At 62.2% G+C, this 12,886-nt stretch carries 14 protein-coding genes; 3 read left to right on the top strand and 11 right to left on the bottom strand.

The annotated features are described in order from the left end of the window. Positions 1-73: 73 nt before the first annotated feature. From Q1A53_RS07835 to Q1A53_RS07820, 4 genes are read right to left on the bottom strand one after another with little or no spacing between them, the layout of a single operon-like run. Positions 74-517, bottom strand: coding sequence for a MarR family winged helix-turn-helix transcriptional regulator (locus Q1A53_RS07835; protein ID WP_299964788.1), 444 nt, complete (start codon positions 515-517; stop codon positions 74-76). After that, positions 514-1,347, bottom strand: a complete 834-nt coding sequence (locus Q1A53_RS07830; RefSeq protein WP_299964785.1) for a carbon-nitrogen hydrolase family protein — start codon at positions 1,345-1,347, stop codon at positions 514-516. Before Q1A53_RS07830 ends, Q1A53_RS07835 begins: the two co-directional genes overlap by 4 nt. Then, positions 1,347-1,604, bottom strand: a complete 258-nt coding sequence (gene grxC, locus Q1A53_RS07825; protein ID WP_299964783.1) for a glutaredoxin 3 — start codon at positions 1,602-1,604, stop codon at positions 1,347-1,349. Before grxC ends, Q1A53_RS07830 begins: the two co-directional genes overlap by 1 nt. A gap of 39 nt (positions 1,605-1,643) precedes the next feature. Further along, positions 1,644-2,375: a ComF family protein gene (locus Q1A53_RS07820; protein WP_299964781.1), complete on the bottom strand. Its 732-nt coding sequence runs from the start codon at positions 2,373-2,375 to the stop codon at positions 1,644-1,646. 15 nt (positions 2,376-2,390) lie between these two features. Between Q1A53_RS07820 and Q1A53_RS07815 the strand changes: the two genes are divergently transcribed. Together Q1A53_RS07815 and hemH are read left to right on the top strand one after the other, a co-directional pair. Continuing rightward, complete coding sequence (locus Q1A53_RS07815) at positions 2,391-3,203, top strand: methyltransferase domain-containing protein (protein ID WP_299964779.1); 813 nt, start codon at positions 2,391-2,393, stop codon at positions 3,201-3,203. Between the two features lie 57 nt (positions 3,204-3,260). Then, a complete protein-coding gene (gene hemH, locus Q1A53_RS07810) occupies positions 3,261-4,340 on the top strand; it encodes a ferrochelatase (protein ID WP_299964777.1) in 1,080 nt (359 codons plus the stop codon). 73 nt (positions 4,341-4,413) lie between these two features. Here hemH and Q1A53_RS07805 read toward each other — a convergent pair whose 3' ends face one another. Continuing rightward, positions 4,414-4,590 (bottom strand): hypothetical protein, encoded by a 177-nt coding sequence (locus Q1A53_RS07805; RefSeq protein WP_299964775.1) that lies wholly within the window; start codon positions 4,588-4,590, stop codon positions 4,414-4,416. Between the two features lie 138 nt (positions 4,591-4,728). Then, on the bottom strand, positions 4,729-5,340 hold the full coding sequence (locus Q1A53_RS07800; protein WP_299964773.1) for a L,D-transpeptidase: 612 nt from the start codon (positions 5,338-5,340) through the stop codon (positions 4,729-4,731). 171 nt (positions 5,341-5,511) lie between these two features. Here Q1A53_RS07800 and Q1A53_RS07795 point away from each other — a divergent pair, with 171 nt between their 5' ends. After that, complete coding sequence (locus Q1A53_RS07795) at positions 5,512-6,057, top strand: CAP domain-containing protein (protein WP_299964771.1); 546 nt, start codon at positions 5,512-5,514, stop codon at positions 6,055-6,057. A 423-nt stretch (positions 6,058-6,480) separates the two neighbouring features. On the opposite strand, the gene Q1A53_RS07790 is transcribed toward Q1A53_RS07795, so the two are convergent. The 5 genes from Q1A53_RS07790 to Q1A53_RS07770 form a co-directional block, all read right to left on the bottom strand. Next, a complete protein-coding gene (locus tag Q1A53_RS07790) occupies positions 6,481-6,981 on the bottom strand; it encodes a L,D-transpeptidase family protein (protein WP_299964768.1) in 501 nt (166 codons plus the stop codon). 86 nt (positions 6,982-7,067) lie between these two features. Beyond that, complete coding sequence (locus Q1A53_RS07785) at positions 7,068-7,847, bottom strand: ion transporter (RefSeq protein ID WP_299964766.1); 780 nt, start codon at positions 7,845-7,847, stop codon at positions 7,068-7,070. Further along, on the bottom strand, positions 7,844-9,094 hold the full coding sequence (locus Q1A53_RS07780) for a class I SAM-dependent RNA methyltransferase (RefSeq protein ID WP_299964764.1): 1,251 nt from the start codon (positions 9,092-9,094) through the stop codon (positions 7,844-7,846). The genes Q1A53_RS07785 and Q1A53_RS07780 overlap by 4 nt, the downstream gene beginning before the upstream one ends. Positions 9,095-9,133: 39 nt before the next feature. Next, on the bottom strand, positions 9,134-10,966 hold the full coding sequence (locus Q1A53_RS07775) for an ABC transporter ATP-binding protein (protein WP_299964762.1): 1,833 nt from the start codon (positions 10,964-10,966) through the stop codon (positions 9,134-9,136). Then, a complete protein-coding gene (locus Q1A53_RS07770) occupies positions 10,963-12,807 on the bottom strand; it encodes an ABC transporter ATP-binding protein (protein ID WP_299964760.1) in 1,845 nt (614 codons plus the stop codon). Before Q1A53_RS07770 ends, Q1A53_RS07775 begins: the two co-directional genes overlap by 4 nt. Positions 12,808-12,886 lie beyond the last annotated feature (79 nt).

The raw sequence follows: 12,886 nt of genomic DNA, 5'->3' as shown, positions 1-12,886 counted from the left end.
TCGCGAGACAGGGTTTTTCGAAAAACCCTGCGCCGGCGGCTCCGCAGCCAGCATCCGTCACCTGCACGATGGCTCAGGCATCCTCGCCAAGCTGGCGGCGCATTTCCCGCAAGATCGGCAGGGCCTCACGCACCTGGGTTTCACCCAGCTTTTCCACCACCTGATTGATCAGCGGCGTCAACGAGCCGACCGCATGATCGCGGGCCTGCCGCCCTGCGGGGCTGATCGCCACCATCTTGCGCCGCGCGTCGTCCCAGTCGGGCCGGATGTGCACGTAGCCAGCCCATTCCAGCCGGCTGAGCGTGTTGGTCATCGCACCTCGGGTCACATGAAAGGTCTCTGCGAGCTGTGCGGGCGTGCGCTCGTCCGAGACCCGCGCCAGATGGTTCAAGACCGAGAAATGCGAGATCTCCATGCCCTTGGGCAACACCCGGGTCAGCCGCGCGCGCACCATCTGATCGGCGGCGAGCACCTCGCTGAAAAGGGCAATTGCCAAGGCATTTCTATCGTCGCTCATTTGGGTCCATCGAAGGATCGCGCATTCTGCAGGCTGGGCACGCGGGCGCGTGCTGCCTCTACCTGTCCCATATCGAGGTCCGTCATGTAAACGCCCGGGGCTGTGCCTGCGTCCATTTGGATCTCGCCCCAGGGCGCGATGACAAGCGAATGACCGTAGGTGGACCGTGTCTTGTTGCGGACGCTGGCGTGGGTGCCCGTTTGCGCCGGAGCGAGAACAAAGCACCCTGTCTCGATCGCGCGGGCGCGCAGCAACGTATGCCAATGCGCGGCCCCGGTCACCGGCGAAAACGCGGCGGGGACAGTCAGGATCTGTGCGCCTGCGCCAGCCAAAGCAGCGTGCAGCTTTGGAAACCGCAGATCATAGCAGATGGAAAGACCCAGCGTGCCAAACTCCGTCTGCGCCACGACCGCCTCACCGCCGGGGCGGTAGCCTTCTGATTCGCGCCAGGTCTCCTCGGGCGTCACATCAACGTCAAACATATGGATCTTGTCGTACCGCGCGATTATCTCGCCCTGCGGGTCGATCACAAAGCATCGGTTGGCAAAACGGCCATCGGCATCGCCGGTCTTGAGACCCAGAGAGCCGATCACCAGCCAGATGCCGAACTCTGCCGCATCCGCCCGCAGAGCAGCCAGCGTCTGATCCTCGTCTTCCCGCTGCAGCACGGTGTTCTGATGCGACCGGCTGGTGGAGATGCAGTTCGTGACCTCGGGCGTCAGGACAAACCGCGCACCCGCCTCCACCGCCTCGCGCAGATAGGCACGGGTGACGGGCAGGTTCTGGCCGGGATCATCGGAAACATTCAGCTGCAGCAGCGCCGTTTTCATTACGCCGCCAGCAATGCGTCGAGCTTGCCTGCCCGCTCCAGCGCGTAGAGATCATCGCAGCCGCCCACGTGCATGTCGCCCACAAAGATCTGCGGGACCGTCCGCCCCCCGTTCGCGCGGGAGATCATTTCCGGCTTGCGGTCCGGGTTGGCCATCACGTCCACCTCGGAAAAATCGACGCCTTTCTGGTCCAGCAGGCGCTTTGCCGCGTGGCAAAACCCACAGAGCGGTGATGTGTAGATTTCGACAGTCTTCATCGTATCGGGTCCTCATGTCACGCATGTCTCACCCGCTAGTTAAGCATCCCGGGCGACGCGCGCCAGTGTCACGACGTAGATCGGACCCGATCCCGCCGCCAGACAGGCATCTGCTGCCGCCGCCAGCGTGGCACCCGAGGTCAGAACATCGTCCACCAACAGCACGGGCCGCGCCACAAGCCGGTGTCTGCGACGCGGATGTACCGAAATCGCCCCTTTGACGGAGGAAAAACGCACCTCCTTGGTCATACCCTCCATCGACGGCGTGCGTCGCTGACGCTGCAGAAGATCCGGACAGACGGGCAGGCTGAATTCGCGCGCGAGTGCCTGCGCCAGCAGCGCGGACTGGTTGTACCGCCGCTTGACCATGCGGGTCCAATGCAAGGGAACCGGGGCGACGAGCATGTTCTCACGCGGCAAATCCTTCATCGCCTGGGCCATCCACTTGGCGGCCGGTTTGGCGATCTCCTGCCGGTCACCGTGTTTCAGCGCCAGCACCAGACGGCGCGCGTTGTCCTTGTAGATCAGAGCGGAGCGCCCCTTGGTCCAGGGTCGCGGTGTGCGCATGCAGTCATCACAGCTCAGCACGTCGCCCTGATCCTGACCCGGCAGCGGCGTGCCGCAGCAGTCGCAGATCGCCCCACCGATGAACAGCGTCTCACCCCAGCAGGGACCGCATAGCCCAAAATCACTTTCGACCTTGCCGCCGCAGCCCAGACAACGCGGCGGGTAAATCAATGAGACCGCCGTTTGAAAACTCAGATCCGCCACCCTATTCTTCCTTTCATGACAGTCCCCAACACGCTGACAGATGAGGCGGCCGTGCGCCGCAATCGCGCCCGTGCCACGGCTCTCTTTCTGCAAGAGCAGGCAGCGGACGAAGTGCAGGATCGCCTCTCCATGGTTAACAGGTCGTTTACGCGGCCCGCCGTCGTGACCCCCTTTCCGTCCGTCTGGGCAAAGCGGCTACCCGATGCTGAGCTCTGTCAGGATCAGGAAACACTGGCGCTGGCCGAAGGCGCCCATGATCTGGTGATCCACGCCATGGGGCTGCATTGGTCCAATGATCCGGTGGGGCAGCTGATCCAGTGTCGCCGTGCGCTGAAACCGGACGGCCTGCTGATCGCGGCCTGCCTCGGCGGGCAAACCCTGCAGGAGCTGCGCGTGGCCCTGGCCGCGGCAGAAGTTGCAGTGCTGGGTGGGCTGTCGCCGCGCATCGCCCCCATGGCCGAGATCCGCGATCTGGGCGCGCTTTTGCAACGGGCGGGCCTCGCACTGCCCGTGGCGGATAGTCTCACCCTGCGCGTTGACTACCGCGACGCCTGGCATCTGATGCAGGACTTGCGCGCCATGGGAGAGGGCAATGCGCTGACCGCCCGGCGGCGCCACCCGGTACCACGGCAGCTTTTTCAGAAAACCGCCCAGGAGTATGCGGCTTTGCACACCACGCCAGAAGGCCGGGTCCGCGCCACCTACGAGATGGTGTTTCTGACCGGCTGGGCGCCCGACGCCAGCCAGCAGCAACCGCTGCGCCCCGGTTCGGCCAAGCAGCGGCTGGCGGAGGCGCTGGCAGTTCCGGAAACCCGGCTACCCGATTGACGCTCGCCGAAAACCCTCTATCTCAGCCCGAATGATGCCAAACCGAGGATCCGCCAGATGCTGGATAGCAGTGCTTCCATGTCCGTAGCCGTTCGTCCGACCCATGCGGGCAGCGATCATCCCGCGGTCTCCATGCCCAAGATCGGGATCCTGCTGGCCAACCTCGGGACACCCGATAACTACGACTACTGGTCGATGCGGCGCTACCTGAACGAGTTTTTGTCGGACCGTCGCGTGATCGACTACAGCCCGTGGATCTGGCAGCCGCTGTTGCAGTTGATCATCCTGTCAAAGCGCCCGTTTTCCAGTGGTGCGGCCTATAAGTCGATCTGGAACGAAGACGCGGGCGAGAGCCCCTTGATGACCATCACCAAGGCCCAGACCGCCAAGATCAAGACGGAGATGCACAAGCGGCACGGTGATGAGGTCATGGTGGATTTCTGCATGCGTTACGGCAACCCGTCGACCCGGTCCAAAGTGGCGGAGATGACGGCTGCGGGATGCCGCAAGATATTGTTTTTCCCGCTGTATCCACATTATGCTGGCGCCACATCGGCCACCGCCAACGACGAGTTTTTTCGGGCGTTGACCTATGAGAAATGGCAGCCCGTGACGCGCACGGTGGAGCCTTACTTCGCACGAAAGGACTACATCGACGCGCTGGCCCAGTCGATTGAGCGTGCCTACGGCATGATGGAAAAAAAGCCCGATATTCTGGTCTGTTCCTACCACGGGGTGCCGATCCGGTATCTGATGGAGGGCGATCCCTACCACTGCCAGTGTCAAAAGACGACGCGACTGCTCAAGGAGCGGCTGGGCTGGGCGGATACGGAAATCACCACGACGTTCCAGTCGAAATTCGGGCCCGAAGAATGGCTGCAGCCTTATACGGTCGAGGAGGTCGCGCGGCTGGCGGAGGCAGGCAAGAAAAATATCGCCGTCTGTGCGCCGGCATTCTCCGCCGATTGCATCGAGACGCTCGAAGAGATCAACGAAGAGATCAAAGAGAGCTTTGAGGAGGCAGGTGGCGAAAACTTTACCTACATTCCGTGCCTCAACGACGACACCGCGCACATCAATGCGCTGGCGAACGTCATCGACGACAACCTGTCAGGCTGGGTCGATTCGCCGCGGTAAGTCGCCGGGCTCCGCACAAACGAAAAAAGGTGGCACATTCGCACCACCTTTTCTTCGTAAAACCAAATCTGGCTTAGGCGACGGCAGCAGCCACAACCAGCAGCAGCAGGATCGGCAGCAGGACGCCAGTGGACGAGCCTTCCGCTTCTTCAACAACAACCGGTGCTTCGACGATTGGCTCTTCGATGGAACCAGCAAAAGCAGTCGATGCGGCAGCTGTCAGAGCAGCGGCGAGAACGAGTTTCTTCATTTCATAACCTCCAGTAAAGGCGAGCCACAGATATTAGTGGACCGCACCCAAGACTTACCTCGTGGCTGTTGATAAACCATTATAAGATGATGTTTGCAAACTGCATTTCCGCAAAGAGCCACATAGGAAAGGATGTCGTCAAATAAGCAACACTTGGGTGCCGACCTTGGTCATCTCGTACAGCTCGGCAATGTGCTCGTTGTAAAGACCGATGCATCCGTTGGAGGATTGCCGCCCGATTTTGCGGGTGTCGTGCGTCCCGTGGATCCGGTAGTACGTCCAGCTGAGATAGAGCGCATGGGTCCCCATGGGGTTGTCCGGCCCCGGCCCGATGAATTCCGGCCAATCCGGGTTCCGCTTGAGCATCGAGGGTGTCGGCCGCCAGCTTGGCCCTTCAACCTTGCGGGTGATTTTTGTGCGGCCCCGCCGTGTCAGCTCCTCTGTCAACGGAACGCTGGAGGGATAAAGTTTATAAAAGCTCTCATCCTCTGCCCAGTAGTGCAACGCGCGACTGTCGATGTCGACCAGCACGGCACCGTTGTTCAGATCAGAGAAGTAGGGCCGCCAGTCGAGCGTCCGAAAGCTGGAGATGTTGCGCGGAACCGTCTCCGTGAGATCCTGCTCCCCTTGTGTCGTCGCCGCAGAATTGACGGATGAGGCGTCCTGCGCGACCGCAGACGTTGCAACCATCGCCGCGGTTCCAGCAAGGAAACGCCGACGAGACGGGCTATTGAAACAATTGAAAGACATGGGACTGCCTCCGTTCAGAAATTCTGTTTAGTCGTGTTCAGCGCTAGGTTTACGCCGCTGCCTGCGATGCGACAAATCAAAGTCCTGTCATCACAATCGCAAGTCTTGATCAACGTTTGAACTCTATGGCTATGCACGATATGCGATGAAACAACGCTTAAGGAGTGCAAAATGATCCGGTTCATCTCGATTGTTCTGATGTTGGGCCTTGTCCTGAGCGCTTGCGCACCGTCTTCGCGGGTGAATGACGGCAGCAGCGACGGCAAGATTTACCGAATCGGTCGGGGCGATACCGCCAAGATCCAGTTCCGAATGCTGGATTCGGTCAATGCGCTGCGCAGCGCATCGGGCCAGGGACCACTCGCACTCGATCCGCAGCTGAATGCAGCGGCTGCCACCCACTCCCGCGATATGTCGGTGCAGAACCGGCCCTGGCACTTTGGCTCAGATGGGTCGTCGCCCATCGACCGGGTCCGGCGCGTCGGCTATTCCGGCTCGCTGGTTGGGGAGAACATCTCCGAGACCTACGAATCAGAGCTGGAGACGCTCGCCGCCTGGATGCAGAAACCCGACACCCGCCGGGTGATCCTGTCGCCCGACGCCACTCAGATGGGGTTTGCGTGGTTTCAGGAGAGAAACGGCAAAATCTGGTGGACCATGGTGACCGGCAACAACCGTCCACCAGCACAGGTATCTGATTCGTTCGCGAGCCTCTGACGCAGTCGAGCGCCTTTCCGAGCTCGAATGCTCCAAATGCGTGGACGTCTCGTCCGTCGGCAAGTTGATGCGCGTAGAGTCCTCCGCTGAACCGTCAGCTTCATTCAAACCCGGTCTGACCGCGATCAAAATACCATCAACCGCTCCGAACCGACCTGATCCGGGCAACCCAAAGCATCCGACCTTCAACCTTGGGACACCCAACATTCATGCTGAAGCGCCGGTCCGAAGGGGGCGCGGTCGCGCCGTCCGTTTTGCCAAAGGCCAACCTCCAGCCTGACGGGGGCAGAAGGGTGCTGTGCTACAGTGCCTGTTGCGCGGGTGCTTTGAACGGGGCGGGGTGTCTCAGGTTTAAGGCTGGATACTTTAAGAGTGTTTCAAGTAATCCAAATGAGTACTAACCCGATGCAGCGCTCCGAGGACTCAGGCGTTGAGCGCAATCAGCGTGTTGTCCTGAACCATCGCGTAGATCTCTTCCATCTCGTCGTTCGACACGGCAATGCAGCCCCAGGTCCAATCCCCCTTGTCCCTGCGAAACGCGCTTTTCTGACCATGGATGAAGATGTTACCGCCAGCGGACTGGCCCATCGCCTTGGCAAGGGCAACGTCCTTGACGTTGGGGTAGGAGATCCCCAACGACAGATGAAACTGAGAGTTGGGATTGCGCCGGTCGATGCGGTAGACACCCTCCGGTGTCCGGCCATCACCCTCGATCTGCTTGTGCCCGATCGGCGCAAAACCAAGGCTGATATCATAGCTCTTTAATGCCTGGTCGTGGTGCAGCAGGTGCATCCGCCGCTGCGCCTTTTGCACGACCACGAAAGTCACCTCCGGCCCATCGTACCGGCGAAACTTGGAACTGCCGGCACACCCGCTCAATGCCGCCGCCGCGGCGGTGCTCAAAATCAGATCTCTGCGACGCATTTTATGCTGTCCTGTAGTGTCTTTTCGACGTTCTGCTCTTTTGCCATGGGTATCATGAAAAATGGTTAACCACACTCACAAATTTGTCAGCGCGGTCCGGTTTCGTCCAACCGCTTTTCGATTGCGATCAGACGGGTCAGCACCTCGTCCCGGTAGGCGTCGGTGACGGCGCCTGCCTCTTCCTGATGCGCGTCCTGCATGGAATTCACGATCAGGCCGACGAGCAGGTTCACCACCGCAAAGGTCGTGATCATGATGAACGGCACAAAGAACGCCCATGCGTAGGGGTAGACCTCCATCACCGGACGCACGATGCCCATGGACCAGCTTTCCAGCGTCATGATCTGAAACAGCGTATAGCCGCTGAGCGGGAGGTTCCCGAACCAGTCCGGAAAGCTCGCCGCAAAAAGCTTGGTCGCAATCACCGCACCGATGTAAAAGATGATCGCCATCAGGACAAAGACGCTGGCCATCCCCGGCAGGGCCGTGACAAACCCCTCGACCACCCGGCGCAGGCGGGGTGCGACGGAGATCACCCGCAACACCCGCAGGATCCTCAGCGCCCGCAGCACCGACATCGTCTGCGAACCGGGCACCAGCGCCGCCCCCACGATCACCACGTCGAACAGGTTCCAGCCGTTGCGGAAGAACCGCGTGCCTCGCGCGAAGACCTTGAGCAGGATCTCGACGATGAAGAACCCAAGGCAGGCCTTGTCCAGCGCGGTGATAAGCGGCCCGAAATCTGACATGATTGCGGGCGATGTCTCCATCCCGAGCAGGATGGCATTGAAGATGATCACCCCCATGACAAGGTTCACGACCCAGGACTGATCCAGCCACACATCGAGTTTTTGGCGCAGCGTCATCTCTGTCTCCTCCGAGGCTCATCGCGGATATGCGGCGCGGTGAAACACGCAGCAAGCTCTACATGCGCGGACCAGCGAAACTGATCGACCACCTGTATCCAATCAAGGGTAAAGCCCGCGTCAACAAGCGTTTTGGCATCCCGGGCGAAACTCACCGGATTGCACGATACATAGGCGATGCGCGGCGGCCGGGCGCGGGCAAGCTCCGCCACCTGTGCCACGGCACCGGCGCGCGGCGGGTCGATCACCACGGCCTCAGCCCGGGCCAGCTCATCCGGCAGCAGCGGACGGCGAAAGAGGTCGCGCGCCTCACTGCTCAGCGGTTTAAGGCCTGTCGCCTGCCGCCAGCCGTGATCGAGCGCGGCGACCATCGCCGCGTCCCCTTCCACCGCGTGTACTTCCGCGTGACGGGCCAAGGGCAGCGCAAAGGTTCCGCAGCCAGCAAACAGATCAATGATCCGGCGCGCGCCCTGGGTTATCTCGGTCACCGCCTCCCGCAGCGCAGTCTCTCCTTGCGCCGTCGCTTGCAGAAAGGCACCGGGCGGCGGCGACACGGCGATACCGTCAAAGCGCAGCATGGGCGGCGCGCGCATCGCCACGACCTCTGTGTCCCAGGCAAGCCGGGCCAGATCAAAGCGCGTAGAGACGGCGGCCAGCTGTTGTCTCAAAAGACCGTCGAGCGGTTTGCCGTGGCTCACCGCAACATCCAGCGCCGTCTCCGTTTCCGTGATCATCACCGACAGTTCCGCCTTGCGGCTGGCGCCCACCACGGCGAGCGCTTCGGCCACTGCGGCACCGGCGCGCACCTGAGGCGTCAGAAGCTGACACATCGGCACCGGTACGATGGTACCCGATGCGCGCCCGTGAAACCCGACCATCGCGCCCTTTTTGGTGCGCCGGGCGGCAAAACCCGCGCGCCGCCGGGTCAGGGCTGGGGAGGTGTCGATGGACCGGAACGCGGTGCTCAGACCCTGCCCGGCCAACGCGCGCTCAACGATCTCGACCTTCCAGGCGGCGACAAAGGCGTCATCCGCATGCTGCACCTGACATCCGCCGCAGGATTTGAAATGGGTGCAGGGCGCGCTGACCCGCCGGTCCGACGGTGCCAGAACCTTGACGTCGCACAGCGCGGAGCCGTCCAGTGTGCCGCTGACGCGCTCGCCCGGCAGGCTGCGCGGCACGAACACGGGGCCATCGGCGACACCATCGCCCTGCGGTCCAAGAAAGCTGATCGTATATTCCGCCATGCCCCGTGGCTTACGGCAGGGCGCGGAAACGCAAAAGCCCTATTCAGCGGCCTGTGTGCGAATGAAGCCGCCCGACTGCCGCGCCCAGTACTGGGCATAGCGCCCGCCTTTGGCGATCAGCGCATCATGTGTGCCGTCCTCGATGATGCGGCCGCTCTCCATCACGACGATCCGGTCCATTTCCGTCAGCGTGGACAAGCGGTGCGCAATGGCCAGCACGGTCTTGCCCTGCATCACCTGGTCGAGCGCCAGCTGGATCGACGCCTCCACCTCGGAATCCAGCGCGCTGGTCGCCTCGTCCAGCACCAGGATCGGCGCGTCCTTGAGGATGGCGCGCGCCAGCGCGATCCGCTGACGCTGACCGCCCGACAGTTTCACACCGCGTTCACCCAGATGCGCGTCATATCCCGTCCGCCCCTGATGATCGGCCAGCGCCTCGATAAACGCGTGCGCCTCGGCTTTTCGGGCAGCGGCGATCACATCGTCGCGGGTGGCATCGGGACGACCGTAAAGGATGTTGTCGCGGGCCGAACGATTGAACATGGCGGTTTCCTGGGTGACCATGCCGATGCTCTGGCGCAGGCTTTCCTGGGTGATGTCACGGATGTCTCTGCCATCGATCTCGATCCGGCCTTCTTCGGTATCGTAGAGCCGTAACAGCAGGGCCACGAGCGTCGATTTCCCTGCACCCGAGGCGCCGACAATGCCAACCTTCTGGCCCGGCTGAATGGTCAGGTCGATCCCCTGAACGCCACCCGTTGCGCGCCCGTAGGCAAAGCCCACGCCTTTGAGCGCGATCTCACCGCGCTGGACCACCAGTGGCGTGGCATCCGGCGCATTCTCCAGCCGGTTGCGCGGGGTCAGGGTCCGGATCCCATCCTCGATCTCACCGATGTTGGAGTAGATCTGCATCAGCGTGAAACTCACCCAGCCGGTCATCTGAGCGATGCGAACGGCCACCGCGCCTGCGGCGACGATGTCCCCCTGCGTGGCCTGACCGGACTGCCACAGCAGAATGGTCCCGCCCAGCAGCACGACTGGCAAGACCCCCGCCATGGCCATCAGCGCAAAACGAAACCCCGCCGCCAGATAGCCGAAGGCAAGCGCACGTGTCCGAAAGCTCTGCATCGCGCCGAGTGCTGCGCGATCCTCGTGATCCGCATGCGCAAAGAGCTTCACCGTCTTGATGTTGGTGATCGTATCGACAACCTGCCCCGAGACCATCGCCCGCGCCGCCGCGCGTCCGGCAGAGCGCTGGCGGATCCGCGGCAGGAACCAGTTGATCATGGTGAAATACCCGATCAGCCACAGCCCGAACCCCAGCGCCACGCGCCAGTCGATGGCCAGCAGCAACAGCACCGACCCCGCCAGTGACGCCAGCGCGAAGGCAACGACGTTGATGACCTCTGCCGTCACATCGGTCACGGCCCGGGCTGTCTGCATCTGCTTTTGGGCAATGCGGCCTGCGAAATCATCGTCAAAGAACCCAACCGTCTGACCCAGCGACCAGCGATGCAGCCGCGACAGGACCAGCGGGTTGATATTGGGCTGCACGATGATCGCGTTGGCCGACGCCGAAAGGCCAAAGAGCAAGGGCCGCGCGATCAGAAAGAACCCCACCGCACCCGCAACCAGCATCAGATTGCCGCTGGCAAAAAACGCCTCCGGTCCGGCGCTGGCGGTCGCATCGATCACCAGCCCCAGGATCAGTGCCGTGCCCGCCTCCATCGCCCCCGCGGCGGCGGACAGAAACGCGGCAAGACCCAGCGACGGCCACGCGCCTGACAGACACCACCGCAGAAACGCCCAAAGGGTCTGTGGCGGGGGCCCGTCGGCGGGGCGAAAAGCGTCGATCCAGTCCGATATTCTCAAGACGCGTCCTCTATCTCGGTGGCCAGAAAACCGCCCGACTGCCGGGCCCAGAATTCTGCATATAGGCCACCCTTGCGCAAAAGCGCGTCATGACTGCCATCTTCGACAATCCGCCCCTGATCGAGCACCAGAATGCGGTCCATCTGGGCAATTGTCGAAAGCCTGTGCGCGATGGCGATGACCGTCTTGCCCTCCATCATCCCATAGAGCGTATCCTGAATCGCGGCCTCCACCTCACTGTCGAGCGCGCTTGTCGCCTCGTCCAGCAGCAGGATGGGCGCGTCCTTCAGGATCACCCGCGCCAGCGTCACCCGCTGCCGTTGACCACCCGAAAGCTTCACGCCGCGTTCGCCCACCTGCGCATCATATCCCTTGCGGCCCTCCGGATCCTCCAGATCAAGGATGAACTCATGCGCCTGCGCCTGCTGCGCGGCGGCGATCACCTGATCCTCGGAAGCATCAGCGCGACCGTAGCGGATATTGTCCCGCACCGACCGGTGCAGCAGCGAGCTGTCCTGCTGAACCATGCCGATGGCCCGGCGCAGGCTGTCTTGCTGTACCTCGGTGACATCCTGACCGTCGATCAGGATGCGGCCCGCTTCGGGGTCGTAGAACCGCAGGAGCAGCTTGACCAGCGTGGATTTCCCGGCACCGGACCGGCCCACCAGCCCGATCTTTTCACCCCTCCGTATCGTCAGGTCGATCCCGTCAAGCCCGCCGCTGCTACGCCCGTAGTGATGGCTCAGCCCGTCGATGCGGATGGTACCCTCCGTGAGATGGAGCGGTTTGGCATCCCGCTTGTCGGTCAGCGTGATGGGCTGCGCAATCGTCTCCATGCCTTCTGAAATCACACCGAGTTCGCGGAAGAACGTGGTCAGCGCCCACATGATCCAGCCGGTCATGGCATTGAGCCGCAGGGTCAGCGCCGTCGCCGCCGCCACCACGCCGACGCTGGCGGCTCCCTGCATCCACAAAACAATCGCCCAGCCGACAACGCCCACGATCAGCAGCCCGTTCAGCGCCACCAACGCGATATCCATGATGGTGAAGATCCGCATCTCTGCCTGAAAGGTCTCGCGCGATTGCTCGATGGCGTCCTTGGCGTAGTCGAGTTCCTGCGCGTGATGGGCAAACATCTTCACCGAATGGATGTTGGTATAGGCGTCCACCACGCGCCCCGTGACAAGCGAACGCGCGTTGGAGGCCGCCTGGCTCGCGGGACCCACCCGCAGGATCGTCCAGCGCAACAAAAAGCCATAGAGCACAAACCACCCCACCAGCGGGATCAGAAGCCGCGGGTCCGCTTGCCCCAAGAGGATGGCAGCACCGATGAAATAGGCGAGCGAAAAGGAGATCGCGTCAAAGACCTGAAACACCACCTCACCCGCGGCGGGTGGTGTCTGCATGATCCGGTTGGCGACACGGCCCGCGAAGTCATTCTCGAACCAGCCCACGGACTGGCGCAGCACCTGACGATGGGCCCGCCAGCGGATCATCGCGGTAAAATTCGGCACAATCGAGTTGTTGAGCAGCGCCACATCCAGCGCCTGCAACACCGGCCGCAGGATCAGGATGAAAGCCGCCACGAGCAGCAATTCCGTTCCGTAGCTCTCCCAGAAGACGGCAGGATCGCCGCCCAGCAAATCCACGACACGGCCCATGTAAAAGATCAGCCAGACCTCGATCGCGGCAACCACCAGCGACATGATCCCGGCGAGGATGAACACCGTGCGGAAAGGTGCCGCGTATTGCAGCAGGAACGGCCAGAGCCGCTGCGGCGGGTGATTGGTTTCCGTGTAGGCGCAATAGGGGTCAACGAGACGTTCGAAAAAACGGAACATGGGGAGGGCCTTCGAGAGAATATGCAGAATGATCAGGCGCCGCCGGACGGGCCTGCAAGATACGTGGCTAAAGGGGCCT

This window comes from uncultured Roseobacter sp. (assembly GCF_947496515.1).
In the GTDB taxonomy this organism is placed as follows: Bacteria; Pseudomonadota; Alphaproteobacteria; order Rhodobacterales; family Rhodobacteraceae; genus Roseobacter.
The sequence above is the reverse complement of the archived record's forward strand: the minus strand, read 5'-3'. Positions and strand labels throughout refer to the sequence as shown.

What these genes read in the sequence shown, in the direction of transcription:
- Q1A53_RS07835 (WP_299964788.1), bottom strand. Translation starts at nt 517, where the DNA reads ATGAGCGACGATAGAAATGCCTTGGCAATTGCCCTTTTCAGCGAGGTG.
- Q1A53_RS07800 (WP_299964773.1), bottom strand. Translation starts at nt 5,340, where the DNA reads ATGTCTTTCAATTGTTTCAATAGCCCGTCTCGTCGGCGTTTCCTTGCT.
- Q1A53_RS07790 (WP_299964768.1), bottom strand. Translation starts at nt 6,981, where the DNA reads ATGCGTCGCAGAGATCTGATTTTGAGCACCGCCGCGGCGGCGGCATTG.
- Q1A53_RS07815 (WP_299964779.1), top strand. Translation starts at nt 2,391, where the DNA reads ATGACAGTCCCCAACACGCTGACAGATGAGGCGGCCGTGCGCCGCAAT.
- Q1A53_RS07830 (WP_299964785.1), bottom strand. Translation starts at nt 1,347, where the DNA reads ATGAAAACGGCGCTGCTGCAGCTGAATGTTTCCGATGATCCCGGCCAG.
- grxC (WP_299964783.1), bottom strand. Translation starts at nt 1,604, where the DNA reads ATGAAGACTGTCGAAATCTACACATCACCGCTCTGTGGGTTTTGCCAC.
- Q1A53_RS07785 (WP_299964766.1), bottom strand. Translation starts at nt 7,847, where the DNA reads ATGACGCTGCGCCAAAAACTCGATGTGTGGCTGGATCAGTCCTGGGTC.
- Q1A53_RS07780 (WP_299964764.1), bottom strand. Translation starts at nt 9,094, where the DNA reads ATGGCGGAATATACGATCAGCTTTCTTGGACCGCAGGGCGATGGTGTC.
- Q1A53_RS07770 (WP_299964760.1), bottom strand. Translation starts at nt 12,807, where the DNA reads ATGTTCCGTTTTTTCGAACGTCTCGTTGACCCCTATTGCGCCTACACG.
- Q1A53_RS07805 (WP_299964775.1), bottom strand. Translation starts at nt 4,590, where the DNA reads ATGAAGAAACTCGTTCTCGCCGCTGCTCTGACAGCTGCCGCATCGACT.
- hemH (WP_299964777.1), top strand. Translation starts at nt 3,261, where the DNA reads ATGCTGGATAGCAGTGCTTCCATGTCCGTAGCCGTTCGTCCGACCCAT.
- Q1A53_RS07795 (WP_299964771.1), top strand. Translation starts at nt 5,512, where the DNA reads ATGATCCGGTTCATCTCGATTGTTCTGATGTTGGGCCTTGTCCTGAGC.